The sequence below is a fragment of the Nonomuraea sp. NPDC049141 genome, assembly GCF_040648415.1.
Lineage (GTDB): Bacteria > Actinomycetota > Actinomycetes > Streptosporangiales > Streptosporangiaceae > Nonomuraea.
In genome coordinates, this window is record NZ_JBEZDR010000022.1 from 81,553 (window position 1) to 97,277 (window position 15,725).

A 15,725-nucleotide genomic window follows, 5' to 3' on the forward strand; every position below is an offset into this window, starting at 1 on the left:
CCGATGGATGACCGGCCACAATGGTCCGGTGGACATCGATGCGTTCGTCACCGCACACCGCCCGGCGTGGGACAGACTGGAGCACCTGATCAAACGCCGCTCCTCGCTGACCGGGCCCGAGGTCGACGAGCTGGTCGACCTCTACCAGCGGGTGTCCACGCATCTGTCGATCGTCCGCTCGTCCTCCGCGGACGCGATGCTCACCGGCCGGCTGTCCGCGCTGGTGGCCAGGGCGCGGTCGGCGGTGACCGGGGCGCACACGCCCGCTTGGCGGGAGTTCGTCAGGTTCGTCACGGTGTCGTTCCCGGTGGTCGCCTACCGGGCCCGGTGGTGGTGGCTGGCCACGTCGCTGGCGTGCGTCGCCGTCGCGTGGGTGCTCGGCGTGTGGGTGGCGAGCAACCCGCAGGTGCAGACCTCGATCGCCTCGCCCGACGAGATCACCCAGCTCGTCGAGCACGACTTCGCCGACTACTACTCCGAGAACCCGGCCGCCTCCTTCGCCAGCCATGTGTGGATCAACAACGCGTGGGTCTCGGCGCAGGTCATCATCTACGCGATCTTCCTGGGGCTGCCGATCCCCCTGGTGCTCTGGTCGAACGCGGCCAACCTCGGCGTCTCCGCCGGGCTGATGGCCTCGCGTGACAAGCTCGACATCTTCTTCGGGCTGATCATGCCGCACGGCCTGCTGGAGCTGACCGCCGTCTTCCTGGCGGCGTCGGTCGGCATGCGGCTGGGGTGGACGGTCATCGACCCCGGACCGCGCAAGCGCGTCGAGGCGCTGGCGGAGCAGGGCCGGGCGGTGGTCAGCGTGGCGCTCGGGCTGGTCGGGGTGCTGTTCGTGTCGGGGCTCATCGAGGCGTTCGTCACGCCGTCCGGGCTGCCGACCCCGGTGCGGGTGGGCATCGGGGTGCTCGCCGAAGGGGCCTTCCTCGCGTACGTGATCGTCTTCGGCAGGCGGGCGCTGAGCCAGAACGAGACGGGCGACCTCGAACGCGCCCCGGACGTGGCCCCGAGCGCCTGAACCCGCCGAGCGCCCGAGCCCAAGCCCGTCCGGCACCTGAAGCCGCCTACAGGCGGCCGGCGGCCTTCAGCGCCAGGTACGCGTCGGCCAGGGCCGGGGCGATGTCCTCCGGTGGCGCGTCCACCACTTCGACGCCGTGGCGGCGCAGCCGGGCGGTGATGCGCCTGCGCCCCAGCTCCGTGTGCTCGGCCGCCGCCGCGTCGTACACCTGCTCGGCCGTGCCCTTCTGGGCCGCCATCGCCGCCACGCGCGGATCGGAGACGCCCGCCACCAGCACCAGGTGGCGCGAGGAGAGCTGCGGCAGCACCGGCATCAGCCCCTCGTCGAGCGCGGCCGAGTTGAGGTCGGTGAGCAGCACGACCAGGCAGCGCCGCTTGGCCCGGGACAGGACCGCCGCGACCATGCCCTGCGAGTCGGCCTCGATCAGCTCCGCCTCGATCGGCGCCATGGCGTTGACCAGCGACGACAGCAGCTCGGTACGCGAGGCCCCGGCCACCCAGGCGCGTACGGCCCGGTCGTAGGCCAGGAAGTCCACCTGGTCGCCCGCCCTGGCGGCGAGCGCGGCGAGCAGCAAGGCGGCGTCCATCGACCAGTCGAGCCGCGGCCAGCCGGGCACCGGGCGGGGATCCGGCCTGACCAGCAGCCCGCCGCCGCCCGCCGCGGCGCCGGCCAGCGGCATCGGGGCGTCGCCCACCCGGCCCGCGGAGGTGCGGCCGGTGTCGAGCACGATCAGCACCCGCCGGTCCCGCTCCGGACGCCAGGTGCGGACGACCACGTCGTGGCGGCGCGCGGTGGCCCGCCAGTCGATCGAGCGCACGTCGTCGCCCACCACGTACTCGCGCAGCGAGTCGAACTCGGTGCCCTGCCCGCGTACCAGGGCCGGGTGCTGGCCGTCGAGCTCGCGCAACCTGGCCAGCCGGGAGGGCAGGTGCTTGCGCGACAGGAACGGCGGCAGCACCCGCACCGACCACGGCGCCCGGTGGGTGCCCTGGCGGGCGGCCAGGCCGAGCGGCCCGAGCGAGCGGACGGTGAGCGCCACGGACTCGCGGTCGCCGCGCCTGGTCGGGGTGAGCGTCACGACCAGCTTGCGGCGCTCTCCCGCGGGCACGTCGAGCGGCAGGGAACGCGGTGACGCGCCCGCGGAGGGCGGCCAGGCGTCCCGCAGCAGGCCGCGTACCCGCCGGCCGCCCGGGTTCTCCACCACCAGCTCGACCGTGGCCTGGCCGCCGAGACGGACCAGCCGGTCGCCCGAGCGGTGGAAGCGGAGCGGGCGGACCGCGCCCGCGAACACCAGGTCCACGACGATCGCGGCGGCCAGCAGCAGGCAGACGCCCGCCACCGCGTACCCCGGATCGGGCGCCAGCAGCACGACCACGACGCCGAGCGCCGCCACCAGCCCGGCGCGTCCCGTCAGAGCCATCAGCGCGGGACCGGGACCGAGGCCAGGATGCCGTCGAGCAGGCCGTCGGCGGTCGCGCCCTCCAGCTCGGCCTCGGGCCTGAGCTGGATCCGGTGCCGCAGCGCGGGCCTGGCCAGCGCCTTGACGTCGTCGGGCGTGACGTAGCCGCGGCCCGACAACCACGCCCAGGCCCGCGAGGCGGCCAGCAGCGCGGTCGCGCCACGCGGCGAGACGCCGAGCTGGAGCGACGGGGAGTTCCTGGTGGCCCGCGCCACGTCCACGATGTAGCCGAGCACCTCGGATCCCACGTGCACCTTCGCCACCGCCTCGCGGCCCGCTTCCAGGTCCTGGGCGGTGGCGACGGGCTTGATCTCGGACAGGTCGCGCGGGTCGAAGCCCTGCGCGTGGCGTTCGAGGACCATGATCTCCTGGTCGCGCGGCGGCAGCGGCACGGTCAGCTTGAGCTGGAACCGGTCGAGCTGCGCCTCCGGTAGCTGGTAGGTGCCCTCGTACTCGATCGGGTTCTGCGTCGCGCACACCACGAACGGGTCGGGCAGCTTGCGCGCGTCGCCCTCGACGCTGACCTGCCGCTCCTCCATCGCCTCCAGCAGCGCGGCCTGCGTCTTCGGCGGGGTGCGGTTGATCTCGTCGGCCAGCAGCAGGTTGGTGAAGACCGGCCCCTCGCGGAACTCGAACCGCGCCGTCTTCGCGTCATAGATCAGCGAGCCCGTCACGTCGCCCGGCATCAGGTCGGGCGTGAACTGCACCCGCTTGAAGTCCAGCGAGAGCGCGGCGGACAGCGTGCGGACCATGAGTGTCTTGGCCACGCCCGGCACGCCTTCGAGCAGCACGTGCCCCCGGCACAACAGCGCGATGACCAGTCCGGTCACCACGGCGTCCTGGCCCACCACGGCCTTGGACACCTCGGCGCGCAGCGCGCTCAGCGCGTTCCTGGCCGAGTCACCGCCGGGCGCCTGGGCGGTCATCTCAATGTTCACTGACGGTCCTCTCGATGAAGTCCAAGTAGCCTGCCAGGGCGACGAGCCCGGCGTCGTCGGCGGGTGGTGGGCCGTACAACGCGGCGCCGATCTCCTGCGCGTCCTGGCCGGTCCGTACGGCGACGGCGGCCACCAGCTCGTGCCGGCCCGAGCCGGAGCCGAGACCGAGCCGGGGCGTGAGCCGGTCGATCGTGCCGGCCCTGAGCGCGTCGGCCGCCCTGCCCCTGGCCCGCCTGGCCCGGTAGAGCCGCCCGCGCCCCTCGACCGTCTCCGCGGCCCGCACCACGACGGGCAGCCGCTCGGTCACGACCGGCCCCAGCCGCCTGCCCCGCCAGAACGCCACCATCAGCACCGTGATGACCGCCATCAGCACGGCCCAGGGGATGCTCGCGGGCATGAGGTCGTACATCGACTGGCCGTCCGCGCCCGGCAGTTCGCCCACGGGCGGTGTCTCCGGCGCGACCAGCCAGGTCACGGCCTTGGCCGAACCCAGCAGGTTCAGGGCGAGCGCGGCGTTGCCGTCCTCGGTCAGGCGCTGGTTGGTCATGAACTCGGCGCTGCCCAGGACCGTGGTGGTGCCGCCCGCGTTGGGGTAGCTGACCAGCGTCCATCCGTCGCCCGCCGGATAACAGCCGGTGGAGCCGGCCGGTCCGGTGAACGCGGAGCCGCCGATGAACGCGCTGCCCGCGGCCCTGGCGGCGGGCAGCGAGCAGCCGGGCTCGCGCGAGCGCTCGCGTGCGGACCCCCGCTCCGGCCGCACCCCGGGAGCCAGCTCGTCGAGCGTGAAGATGTTGTCGACGATCACCCGGTCGCCCTGGATCCCGGCCAGGACGCGCGGGTCGGCGTAGGAGGCGTCGGTGACCAGCAGCAGCCGGTCTCCCGGCGCGGCACCGGTGGCCTTCGCCGCCGCGGCCTCCGCCGTGTCGACCCTGTCGACGGTGACACCTCGGTCGCGCAGCAGCTCGGCCAGCGCCATCGAGCCCGCCAGCGTGGCGTCGGCGGGATCCAGATGGCGGGGCGGACGGGTGTCCGGTTTGAGCAGCACGCTGAGCACCGCGGCGAGCACCATGAGCGCGCCGAGCAGGACGATCAGCCGGCTCGCCCGCCAGGTGGAGCGCACGGTGGGGGAGGTGGAGTGGGACTCGCCGGTCTCCAGCGGCCGCATGTCGAGGCTCATGAGGTGCTCCCGAGCGTGGGCGCGGCCAGCGGGACCGGCCTGGCCTGGCGGAGTCGCTCGTCGAGACCGCTCATGGCGTCGTACGCCTCCCGGGTGCCCGGCTCGGCGCCGTAGGTGACGTCGTCGAACGAGCGGGCGGCGGCGGTCAGCTCGTCGGCGAAGCCGGGCAGCGCCAGGCCCGCCTCGGCGGCCAGCTCGTCGGCCGTACGCCCCGGCATCCCGTCGACCAGGGCCCGCTCCTCCAGGTCGCGGGCGATGGCGCGCAGCCGCTCCTGGATCGCCTCGGCCCAGCTGCCCATGGCGGCCAGCCGCTCGGCCGCCTGGCGGTGCTCGGCGGCGGTCATCGTCCGCTCGCCGAACAGGCCGTCCGGCGCCGCCGCGTTCCTGCGCGAGGTCTTGCGGAGCCGCCACACGACCAGCGCGACCACCCCGCTGATGATCAGTGTGATCACGATGGCGGAGATGACGCCACCGGTCGTGCCGCTGCCCGTGGCCGCGTCCATGAGGTCGCCGACGAACTGCTGGAAGCGCCGCCACGCCTGGTCCAGCAGCGCTTCGCGCTCGTAGCCCGGCTTGAGGAGCTCCTCCGCGGCTCTGCGCGCGGCCTCCCCCCTGTCGATCGGGGTCACGGCCTGGCGGAGTTGGACGGATGCCAGAGCTCGTCCGCCGAGGCGTGCACCCAGCCCTGACGCTGCTGCTCGATCGCCGCCGTCTGCAGCACCAGGTCGAACGCCTCACTGCGCATCCGCCGGTCGGCGTAGAGGAGGCCCGCGACACCCGCCTCGAACGGGTAGGTGATCAGCGCGCCGAGCGTGCCGCCGAGGGCGAGCAGCACGGCCGCCAGCACGGCGGTGCCGGGAGACTTGCCGAGCAGGCCGAGGAGGGTCCCGGCGATGGTGAACGGGACCTCCAGGATGCCCGCGACGAGCCCCACCAGCAGCGAGGTGAGCAGCAGGATGCCGAGCACCCGCCAGAAGTCGCCGGTCACCAGGTTCCAGGAACGGCGCAGCGCCTCGATGGGACCCTTGCCCTCCAGCACCACGGCCGGCGCCGCGAGCGCGAAGCGGGTCCTGAAGTACAGCACGTAGCAGAAGTACAGGATGAGCAGCAGCACGGAGATCACGATCACGCCGCCCGCCGCGGCGGGTGAGTCGTCGCCCGTGCCGGTCGCGATGATCGCGACGATGAGCAGGGCGATGACGGCCAGCGGGACCAGCACGATGACGGCCATCAGCCCCACCACGCCGAACAGCGCCGGGACGCGGCCCTTGGTCAGCTGCCACGCCTCCCCGGCGGAGATCTTGCCGCCGAACACGGCGCGGCCGAGTATCCGCATCAGCACACCGGTCAGCAGGGTCACCACGACGAAGCTGACCGCGGTGGAGACGATCGCGCCGCCGTACTGGGCGATGAACCCGCCGTACATCCCGGACAGGTCGGCCGGATCGGCCGAGGCCGGATCGTCGAGCAGGCCACGCATGGAGTCGAAGGCGAACACCTGCCCGATCGCGATCGGGAGGGCTCCGAGGAGGGCGGCGACCGCCGAGAGGCCCAGCACCGCCTTGGGGTTCGACCGGACGAGTTTGATCGTTCCGTCGAGGATGTCGCCCAGCCCCAGTGGCCGTAGCGGTATGATCCCGGGGCGCAGTGCGGGTGGCGGCGGCATGTAGCCGTATCCAGGCGGCGGTTGCTGATAGGGCGCCTGCGGGCCGGGGCCCGGTGGAGGCTGTTGCTGTTCGAAGCCGGGGGCGGTCCACGGCGAGGTCTGCGGGGCGCCGTAGGGAGGGGGCTGTTCTGGAGCCCAGCCTGGTGGCGTCTCGGGCGAGGGACCGTGACCGTCTGACATATCCCAATCCTGGCATGGTGGGCGAGGCAATGGTGTCGTGCGTGCGATTCGCCGGCTCATCTTGCCCGCATTCCGGGGCGTTCCTGCTCAAGGATCTCATCGAAGGATGGCCGAAAGTCGGTCTGTTACCGCAGACTGAGATTGCGGTCTCGGCTGCAAGTCTAAAACTTGTCTTTTGTACGTCTCGTGTCCCATGCATGGGCCAACGAAGGGTAACCTTCAGCGATCGTGCGGGTATGTCCCAGAATGCGTAGAACGAATGAGGGGCCATGAAAGGTCGCGTGCTGGTCGTCGATGACGACGCCGCTCTCGCCGAGATGCTGGGTATCGTGTTGCGCGGCGAAGGCTTCGAGCCATCCTTTGTCTCAGATGGTGACAAAGCCCTTGACGCTTTCCGGGACACACGCCCGGACCTGGTGTTGCTCGACCTGATGCTGCCGGGGGCGGACGGCATCGACGTGGCGCGCAGAATCAGGGCGGAGTCGGGCGTGCCCATCGTCATGCTCACCGCCAAGAGCGACACGATCGACGTCGTGCTCGGTCTGGAATCGGGCGCCGACGACTACATCGTCAAGCCGTTCAAGCCGAAGGAACTCGTGGCCAGGGTGCGGGCGCGGCTGCGCCGTACCGACGAGCCCACCCCGGAGATCCTGCAGATCGGCGACATCACCATCGACGTGGCCGGTCACTCGGTCAAGCGTGGTGAGGAGACCATCAACCTGACGCCGCTCGAGTTCGACCTGCTCGTCGCGCTGGCCCGCAAGCCGCGCCAGGTCTTCACCCGGGAGGTCCTCCTGGAGCAGGTCTGGGGCTACCGGCACGCGGCCGACACCCGGCTGGTCAACGTGCACGTCCAGCGGCTCCGGGCGAAGATCGAGAAGGACCCGGAGCACCCCGAGATCGTCGTCACGGTCCGCGGCGTGGGTTACAAAGCCGGGCCGGCCTGACCTCCGCCCGACCTGGCCATGGCCTCGACTAGCAGGAAACGACTCCGCCGCCGTACTCTCCGCCAGATTCTGGGCGGGGTCCGGCGGCGGACGCGGCGTGCGGCGGGTCGCGTACGGAGCGTCTGGCGGCGCTCACTCCAGCTCCAGGTGGTCACCAGCACACTGGTGATCTCCGTGACCGTGGTGGTCGTGCTCGGCGTCTTCCTGTCCGACCAGATCAACAGATCGGTCATCGAGAGCCGCCAGCAGTCGTCGGCCACCGAGGCGCTCGCCGACCGCGTGCAGATCGCGGACGCGCTCAGCCAGAAGCCCGACGACCAGGCCAAGTCGACCGCCGACACGGGCGGCAACACGCCCGTCGACCCGCTCGACGAGGTGATGGACACGATCACCGGCTCGGGCGAGAACGGCTCCAAGAAGCGCTACGAGGTGCTGGTGCTCAACACCTCCCGCCCCGGCCAGTCGCGCGCCTCGGGCAATGTCGCGCCCGAGAACGTGCCGCAGGCGCTGCAGCAGAAGCTGCGGAGCCAGGAGCAGAAGTACATCTTCGACAAGCCGCAGCGCTTCACCGCGCCCATCACGTTCACCGGTGACAGCCAGGCCACGCCCACGCTGGTCATCGGCGGCGTGGTCGACATCAACGGCGAGAACTACGAGGTCTACCACTTCTTCCCGATCAACGAGGAAGAGCAGATGCTGTCCAACGTCAGGCTCGCCCTCGCCGTGGTGGGTCTGGGACTCGTGCTGCTGCTCGCCGCCATCGCCTACCTGGTGGCCCGCCAGGTCGTCAGCCCGGTGCGCCTGGCCCGTCAGGCGGCCGAGCGCCTGGCCGCGGGCAAGCTCGACGAGCGGCTGAAGGTACGCGGCGAGGACGACCTGGCCCGCCTGGCCACCTCGTTCAACGAGATGGCCGTCAACCTGGCGCTGAAGATCCACCAGTTGGAGGAGCTGTCCCAGGTTCAGCGGCAGTTCGTGTCCGACGTCTCCCACGAGCTGCGCACCCCGCTGACCACCGTGCGGATGGCCGCCGACCTGCTCTACGACGCCCGCGAGGACTTCGACCCGATGGCCGCCCGCTCGGCCGAGCTCATGCAGGCCCAGCTGGAGCGGTTCGAGTCGATGCTGGCCGACCTGCTGGAGATCAGCCGCTACGACGCCGGCGCCGCCACGCTCGACCTCGACCCCGTCGACGTGCGTGACGTGGTGCTGCGCGCGATCGGCGACTCCGAGGCGCTGGCCGAGCGTCACTCCACCCGCTTCGAGCTGCGGCTGCCCAACGAGCCGTGCATGGTGGAGATCGACAACCGGCGGGTCGAGCGCATCCTGCGCAACCTGCTGTTCAACGCCATCGAGCACGGCGAGGGCAGGGACGTCGTGGTGACGGTGGGCGCCGACCGGGACGCCGTGGCCGTCGCCGTACGCGATCACGGGATCGGCCTGAAGGCGGGCGAGGACACCATGGTCTTCGACCGGTTCTGGCGCGCCGACCCCTCACGGGCGCGGACCATCGGCGGCACCGGGCTGGGCCTGGCCATCTCGCGCGAGGACGCCTCGCTGCACGGCGGCTGGCTGCAGGCGTGGGGGCAGCAGGGGGAGGGCTCGCAGTTCCGGCTGACACTGCCCCGGGTGGCCGGGACCGACCTGAAGGGGTCGCCGCTGTCGCTGGTGCCGCCCGAGATCGAGATGCGGCGCACGTGGCGCGGGCAGATGACGCCGGTGCTGCTGCCCGCGTCGGCGGATGGGGCCGGTTATGACGAGGACTAGGCCGGTTGTGACGAGGACCGGCAGGCCGCTCCGCGCACGGCTCAGGCGGCTCGGCGCCGTCGGCGTCGTCATCGCGACTCTCACCTGGAGCTCGGCCTGCGCGGTGATCCCCGTGGGCGGGCCGTTCGCGGTCGGCGAGGCCGGTGACAACGACCCGATGAGCAAGCCGTTCCAGCGCATGGTCGCCATCGAGCCGCAGCCCGGCTGGTCGCCGCAGCAGGTGGTGGAGGGCTTGCAGGCCGCCATGGCCGCTTACGCCGACGACCCGGAGATCCTGGCGAAGTACCTGACGGACGAGGCTCGGCAGGCGTGGAAGCCCGGCGGTCCGGTGACGGTGCTCGACAACGGGGCTAAATACGATGAATCTGGGAAGATCGGCGACAAGGAGGTCACCGTCGTCATCTCGGGCACCCAGGTGGCCCGGATCGAGGACGACGACACCTACGTGCCCGTGTCCGTGGGCGTGGACAGGAAGTTCACCCTGGTCAAGGACAAGACAGGCGAATATCGGGTCAATTCCCTGCTCGGGGGCCTCGTGCTCACCGAGGCGGACGTCGCTCGCGCGTACCGGCCGACGAACCTGTACTACCTGAACGGCGCGCCCGGCAGCGGCGGCGCCAACGCGGACATGCTGGTCGTCGACCGGGTGCGACTGCGGCTCAAGCCCACCGAGAGCTTCGCCAAGACCATCATCGAACGCCTGCTCAAGGGCCCGAGCAAAGCGCTGCAGGGCGCCGTGGAGAATGTCTTCCCGCATGGCACGCGGGTCGAGTACGTACGCGCGGGCGACGACCGCGTGGTGATCAACCTCAGCGGTCCCATCGACGCGGACGACATCTTCAGCAGGGGACTCCAGGCCCAGCTCAGATGGAGCCTCACCAGCAACAACGTGGCCAACGGCCGGTCCATCGAGGTGCTGCTCGACGGCGAGCCGTTCTTCTCCTCGGACACGATGACCATCCCGCCCAACATGCCCGACGACTGGCTGGGCGCCGCCTCCAACGTCGTCTACTACACCAACAGCAAAGGCGCCGTCTCTTCGGTGGGCCACGACGGGCCGGGCAGGGTCGTGGCCGGGCCCGCCGGTCAGCCGAACAGCCAGTACTCCGACTTCGCCGTGATCGCCGGCGGCTACGCCACCGGTCAGGGCGCCGACCTCATCGCGGCCAAGTCGAAGACGGGCGGCATCTGGGTCACCAGGGCCGCCGCGGACGGCCGCTGGCAGCAGTGGATCCAGGGGGCGAGCACCGACCTCACGGCGCCCTCCTGGCACAGGGACGGCACCCTATGGACGTACGACCGCCGCAACGGGGCCGTGCTCCGGTGCAACCCGAGCGCCGGGCGCGGGCCCGAGCGCATCGCCGCGCCGAGCCTCGACGGGTTCGACGTCACGCGGTTGCGGGTCGCCAGGGACGGCGTGCGGGTGGCGGTCACGATCGGCAAGCACGAGATCCGCGTCGGCGCCATCACCGGAGGGGGCGCCTCCACCATGCTCGGAAATTTCCAGACATTGAGCACGGTGGACGAGGAGAACATCATGGACCTGGCCTGGCGTGACGGCGAGCACCTGGTGGTGCTCTCGCAGAGCAAGGCCGGGTCGGTGGTCAAGGAGATCAACGTGGGCGACGGCACGGTCACCAAGCTGCCGTCGGACAAGCGGCTGCGCACACTGGCCGCGCAGGGTGAGCGGATCCTGGCGGGGACCTTGCAGAAGAACGAGATCCTGGAATCCAACCTGGACAAGCAGAGCTGGACCGCCAAGATCGCCGCCGACGCCGACACCCCGATCTTCCCCCTGGGCTGACCCGCTGCGGGCCGCCTGACCTGCGATCTCGCGGCACCGAAACTGTCGGGGGCGCCGGGCATGCTGGTCCCCGTGTTCGCCGCTCTCGCCGATCTGATCCTGCCGCAGCACTGCCTGGGCTGTGCCGCCGGTGGCCCGCGTCTGTGCGGGAGGTGCCTGGCCCCCGTCCCGGCCCGCCGCATGCCGAGACCGGTCCCGGCCGGGCTCCCCGAGTGCTGGTCGGCCGCCGACTACGCGGGGGCCGTGCGCGCGGCGATCGTCGCCTACAAGGAGCGCGGCCAGACCACGCTGGCCCGTCCACTGGCGGCGGCGCTGGCCTTCACCGCCTGCCATGCCCTGGCGTCCAGGCCCGCCGCGCCCGTGGCCGTCGTCCCCGTCCCCAGCGCCGCCCGCGCCCGCCGGTCGAGGGGACACGACCCGGTCGGCAGGCTGGCCGCGCTGGCCGTACGGCAACTGGTGGCATCCGGTCGCCGGGCGGAGCTGTGGCCCGCGCTCGGGCAGGCGCGCCAGATAGGCGACCAGGCGGGCCTGAGCGCCACGCAGCGGGCCGCCAACCTCGCCGCCTCCCATCGGGTCACCCCCGCAGGGAAGGCCCGCCCAGCGGCCTCTGTGCTGCTCGTGGACGACATCGTGACGACGGGCTCCACCCTGGCCGAAGCGGCCAGGACACTCCGGGCGAACGGCGTCGAAGTCCTCCTGGCGGTCACCGTCGCCGCGACACGCCGAAGATCTTGAAATCCATTACGGTCACCCTGGGTAAAGAAAGATCTATTTGTCGGCCCTGACCTGGAGGCCACATGTCACTGCCCACCGAGCGGCGGCGGGGCAGCTCAGCACTCCACGATGGGACGGATATATAGGCGGCCGTATGCAGAAAAGGGCACGCATCATGCCCGTCACACTGGTGAAAAATCACAGAAAGTGATCGTTTGCCCGATCCGTAGGCTGACATTCGGTCGCGATCCGGATAGCGTTCTGACATGGCACCCGTTCGGGTCCGTGGTTGCGCAGGGTCGGGGCTCCCGGCTCTGCTAGCCGATGCCAGCCGCAGGCAAAACGGTCCACGTAAGGCGACTCTTTGTCGACCGATCACGGTGCGGCTTAGGGGTAAGTCCTGCCTTCCCGGGGGTCCAGATGTCCCCCGTCAGGAGAGAAGGGCAGTAGTGGCATCAGAGCCGCGAAATCCTCAGCAGGCGGATGTGGGGTCGAAGACCAGGTCGGCCGGGCGGGTGCCACCCGAGATCCCGGTGACGGAACGTCGGAAGAGGGTAACGGTGACAGCAGAGAGGCAGACGGAAGACCCCGCCCGGCAAGAACGTCGTCGGGCGCTCTTTCTCAGTCGTTAGACGAAGGGGGGCTGTTGCATGGACATCATCGTCAAGGGCCGGCACACAGGAGTGAGTGATCGGTTCCGAGACCAGGTGACGACCAAGCTGGCCAGGATCGAGCGTCTGGACAACAAGCTCATTCGAGTCGATGTGGAGGTGTCGAAGGAGCGCAATCCGCGCATCGCCAGCCAGCGAGAGCGCGTCGAGCTGACCATTCACTCTCGAGGACCCGCCATCCGTGCGGAGGCTTCCGCCGACGATCGATTCGCCGCCCTAGACATGGCGCTGGACAAACTGGAAGGTCGCCTCAGGCGGCTCTCCGACCGGCGCAAAGTGCATCACGGCAACCACTGCCCGCCCTCCGTCGCGGAGCTCACCGCGACGCTCCCCGAAGTCGCCGACCTGGCACCCCGCGAGGTCGAGGCCGAGGCCGTCCCCGAGTTCGAAGAAGATCAGCTACCCGATGACAAGCAGTACGACGACATCGTCCCGATCGAGATGGAGGGCGACGGGCCGCTCATCGTACGGGAGAAACACCACAAAGCGGAACCAATGACCATCGACCAGGCTCTCCTTGAGATGGAGCTGGTCGGCCACGACTTCTACCTGTTCCGTGACAAGGAGAGTGGCCAGCCGTGTGTCGTTTACAACCGGCGCGGCTATAACTACGGCGTGCTGCGGCTCGTAGAGCCGTGACAGCGCGCTAAAAGATCTTCTCGACCACCCTAGGACCGCGTTAGACGTGCCATCATTGGCGGTCCAACGGCTCTGGCCCCCCGACGAGGAGGAGACGTGAGCGAGCTCAGTCAGGTGATGAGCGAGCGAACCGCGGAGAAGGCAGTCGCGAGGCTGATCGAGGAGGCCTGGTGACGGAGTCTGGCGAGGCCCGCGCGTCAGGAGGCGAGCCGATCCGCGTCCTGATCGTGGACGATCACGAGTTGATCAGGCGGAGCCTGGCTCTGGCGCTGGCCGCCGAGCCGGACATCGAGGTGGTCGGTGAAGCCAGCGACGGGCACGAGGCGGTCGAAATGGCCGACCGCCTCATGCCCGACGTGGTGCTCATGGACGTACGCATGCCGCGACAGGACGGCATCGAGGCGGCGAAGGGCATCAAGGCCTCCGTGCCGAGCACCCGCATCATCATGCTGACGGTCAGCGACGAGGAAGAAGACCTCTTCGAGGCCATCAAGGCGGGCGCGACCGGCTATCTGCTCAAGGACGTGCAGATCAACGACGTCCCCGCCGCCGTGCGCGGAGTACACGAAGGCCAGTCGCTCATCAATCCGGCCATGGCCGCCAAACTCATCAACGAGTTCGCGAACATGAGCAAGAAAGAGAGCGAACGCCCACCCCAGCTCCCCGTGCCCCGGCTGACCGAACGCGAGATGGAGGTGCTGCGCCTGGTGGCCAAGGGGATGAACAACCGCGAGATCGCCAAGCAGCTCTTCATCTCCGAGAACACGGTCAAGAACCACGTCCGCAACATCCTCGACAAGCTGCAACTCCACTCACGCATGGAGGCCGTGGTCTACGCGGTGCGCGAACGCATGCTGGAAATCACCTGACGCCCCCGCCGAGGCGGCGACGGATGGCGAACACCCGGCCCCCCACGGAGTGCGACGGGTGGCGAACGCCCAGCCCCCGACGGGTGCGACGGGTGGCGACCATCCGACGCGCGCCCTGGGCATCCGACGCGCCACCGCGGAGCGCGTCTGCGCGGGCGGGCGAGCGCACCCGAGCCGCCCTGGCTGGCGCCCGCAGGCCGCCGCCGGCGCCTGGCGTAACCTGGTGCGCCCCGGGCGGGCGGTGAAGGGTGACGATCACCCGGTGTCCGTCCCGAACGGGTGCGGAGGGTAGCGGTCAGCCGGTGCTCGTGCCCCGCGGGTGCGGAGGACGGCGTTCTGACGGCACTCGCCGCTGGATAGGCGACGAGCGCGGTGGTCAGGTGATGCTCGTGCCCTGGTGGGTGACCGAGGTGGTGTCTGTCGTCAAGTAGGCGACGAGGGTCGTGGTCAGTCGGCGGGTGCTTCCAGGTGGGTGATGAGGGTGGGGTCGGCGCGTTCGACTCGTACGGCGTCGCAGCCCACCCACTCGGCCGCTGACCACAGGGCGTCGCGCAGGGCGTCGGCCCACTTGGCGGCGGTGAGGCCGGGCTCCAGGCTGAGTTGCCTGGCCACCAGGGTGGTGCCCTCGCGGGCCGGGTCCACGCGGCCGATCAGCCGGCCGCCGGCCAGCACCGGCATCGTGAAGTAGCCGTGCACCCGCTTGTGCTTGGGCACGTAGAGCTCGAGCTGGTAGTTGAAGCCGAAGACCCGCTCGGTCCGGCCGCGATGCCAGATGAGCGAGTCGAACGGCGACACCAGCGTCGTGCGGTGCCGGCCGCGCGGCGCCGACGCAAGGCCCGCCGGATCGGCCCACGCGTTGGTCTGCCCCCTGGTCGAGGGCCAGCCGGTCACGTGTACGGGCACCAGCCCGGTGGCCCCGCTGAGCAGCACCTCGTCGAGGATCGCGGCGAACCTCCCCTTGAGCCGCAGGAAGTCGATCAGGTCACCCCTGGTCGCCACGCCCAGCGAGGCGCCGGCTATGGCCGCCAGCCGTACGATGCACTCCTCGTCGGAGAGGTCCTCGGCCAGGAGCTCGGCGGGGACCACCCGCTCGGACAGGTCGTAGACCCTGCGCCAGCCGACGCGGCGGCTGCAGACGATATCGCCGATGTCGAGCAGCCACTCCAGGCCGATCTTCGAGTCGGACCAGTCCCACCAGGGGCCGCCGTTCTTGGCGCCGCCGACGTCCGACGTGGTGAGGGGGCCCGAGTCGCGTACCTGATCCCGCAGCTTGTCGACGTGGTCGGGGACCTCGTGCCAGCGGTAGCGGCGGTCGCGGTAGGCGCGCCGCCTGAAGGCGTAGAGGGGCCAGTGCTCGATCGGCAGGATGCAGGCGGCGTGGCACCAGTATTCGAAGCTCTGGGCGGGGTTGTGCCAGTAGGCGCGCTCGACCTTGGGCCTGCCCACCGCGCCCAGGCGCGCGTAGGCGACCAGTTCGTGGGAGCGGGCCAGAACGGAGATGGTGTCGAGCTGGATGGCGCCGAGCCTGCGGAGCATGCCGTGCACGCCGCCCCGGCGCGCGTCCGCGCCGCCGAGCAGGCCCTGGGCCCGCAGGATGATCCGCCGCGCCTCGTCGGCCGTCAGATCCGTCATATCAGCACATTGGTACGGCTAGGCATGCCGCGAATGCTAGCGGCGGGCACCGACAGAAACGGCGGCCCGCCGCGAGACGTACGCATCAGCGGCGGGGCCTGTCTCGCCTCCGTCTCGGAGGTTGGGCGGCGACCCTCCGCGTCTGTCCATGGATGCGGCGGTTTGGCGGTTGCCGCCCGTTATGTCCCGGGGGTGAGCGGTGGCCGCATCCGCCGGCGGAGGTGGGGCGGAGGTGAGGCAGTGG

General features: G+C 70.7%; 13 protein-coding genes. 7 read left to right on the forward strand and 6 right to left on the reverse strand.

Features of this window, described 5'->3' with window-relative positions; genetic code table 11:
• Positions 1-28 precede the first annotated feature (28 nt).
• On the forward strand, positions 29-1,021 hold the full coding sequence (locus AB0B91_RS47645; RefSeq protein ID WP_358335768.1) for a stage II sporulation protein M: 993 nt from the start codon (positions 29-31) through the stop codon (positions 1,019-1,021).
• A gap of 46 nt (positions 1,022-1,067) precedes the next feature.
• Here the strand turns inward: AB0B91_RS47645 and AB0B91_RS47650 are convergent, their stop codons facing one another.
• The 5 genes from AB0B91_RS47650 to AB0B91_RS47670 are packed head-to-tail and all read right to left on the reverse strand — an operon-like array spanning position 1,068 to position 6,441.
• Positions 1,068-2,441 (reverse strand): DUF58 domain-containing protein, encoded by a 1,374-nt coding sequence (locus tag AB0B91_RS47650; protein ID WP_358335771.1) that lies wholly within the window; start codon positions 2,439-2,441, stop codon positions 1,068-1,070.
• Positions 2,441-3,406: a MoxR family ATPase gene (locus tag AB0B91_RS47655; RefSeq protein ID WP_358336094.1), complete on the reverse strand. Its 966-nt coding sequence runs from the start codon at positions 3,404-3,406 to the stop codon at positions 2,441-2,443. The genes AB0B91_RS47650 and AB0B91_RS47655 overlap by 1 nt, the downstream gene beginning before the upstream one ends.
• A gap of 1 nt (position 3,407) precedes the next feature.
• Positions 3,408-4,595 (reverse strand): DUF4350 domain-containing protein, encoded by a 1,188-nt coding sequence (locus AB0B91_RS47660; RefSeq protein WP_358335774.1) that lies wholly within the window; start codon positions 4,593-4,595, stop codon positions 3,408-3,410.
• A complete protein-coding gene (locus AB0B91_RS47665; RefSeq protein ID WP_358335777.1) occupies positions 4,592-5,224 on the reverse strand; it encodes a DUF4129 domain-containing protein in 633 nt (210 codons plus the stop codon). Before AB0B91_RS47665 ends, AB0B91_RS47660 begins: the two co-directional genes overlap by 4 nt.
• The gene (locus tag AB0B91_RS47670; RefSeq protein ID WP_358335779.1) at positions 5,221-6,441 is read right to left on the reverse strand and encodes a glycerophosphoryl diester phosphodiesterase membrane domain-containing protein; all 1,221 of its coding nucleotides are present in this window, start codon (positions 6,439-6,441) and stop codon (positions 5,221-5,223) included. Before AB0B91_RS47670 ends, AB0B91_RS47665 begins: the two co-directional genes overlap by 4 nt.
• 269 nt (positions 6,442-6,710) lie before the next feature.
• Here AB0B91_RS47670 and mtrA point away from each other — a divergent pair, with 269 nt between their 5' ends.
• The 6 genes from mtrA (at position 6,711) to AB0B91_RS47700 (ending at position 13,849) form a co-directional block, all read left to right on the forward strand.
• On the forward strand, positions 6,711-7,388 hold the full coding sequence (gene mtrA, locus AB0B91_RS47675) for an MtrAB system response regulator MtrA (RefSeq protein WP_043620615.1): 678 nt from the start codon (positions 6,711-6,713) through the stop codon (positions 7,386-7,388).
• A gap of 18 nt (positions 7,389-7,406) precedes the next feature.
• Positions 7,407-9,152 carry an MtrAB system histidine kinase MtrB gene (mtrB, locus tag AB0B91_RS47680; protein WP_358335782.1) on the forward strand — a complete coding sequence of 582 codons (1,746 nt, stop codon included), beginning with the start codon at positions 7,407-7,409 and terminating at the stop codon, positions 9,150-9,152.
• A gap of 7 nt (positions 9,153-9,159) precedes the next feature.
• Positions 9,160-10,956 carry an LpqB family beta-propeller domain-containing protein gene (locus tag AB0B91_RS47685; RefSeq protein WP_358335785.1) on the forward strand — a complete coding sequence of 599 codons (1,797 nt, stop codon included), beginning with the start codon at positions 9,160-9,162 and terminating at the stop codon, positions 10,954-10,956.
• 60 nt (positions 10,957-11,016) lie between these two features.
• Entirely contained in the window at positions 11,017-11,691 is a 675-nt protein-coding gene (locus AB0B91_RS47690; RefSeq protein WP_358335788.1) for a phosphoribosyltransferase family protein, read from the forward strand.
• A gap of 629 nt (positions 11,692-12,320) precedes the next feature.
• Positions 12,321-12,980 carry a ribosome-associated translation inhibitor RaiA gene (gene raiA, locus AB0B91_RS47695; protein ID WP_358335791.1) on the forward strand — a complete coding sequence of 220 codons (660 nt, stop codon included), beginning with the start codon at positions 12,321-12,323 and terminating at the stop codon, positions 12,978-12,980.
• A 170-nt stretch (positions 12,981-13,150) separates the two neighbouring features.
• A complete protein-coding gene (locus AB0B91_RS47700; protein ID WP_214633525.1) occupies positions 13,151-13,849 on the forward strand; it encodes a response regulator transcription factor in 699 nt (232 codons plus the stop codon).
• A gap of 447 nt (positions 13,850-14,296) precedes the next feature.
• On the opposite strand, the gene AB0B91_RS47705 is transcribed toward AB0B91_RS47700, so the two are convergent.
• Positions 14,297-15,481, reverse strand: coding sequence for a crosslink repair DNA glycosylase YcaQ family protein (locus AB0B91_RS47705; RefSeq protein WP_358335794.1), 1,185 nt, complete (start codon positions 15,479-15,481; stop codon positions 14,297-14,299).
• Between the last annotated feature and the right edge of the window lie 244 nt (positions 15,482-15,725).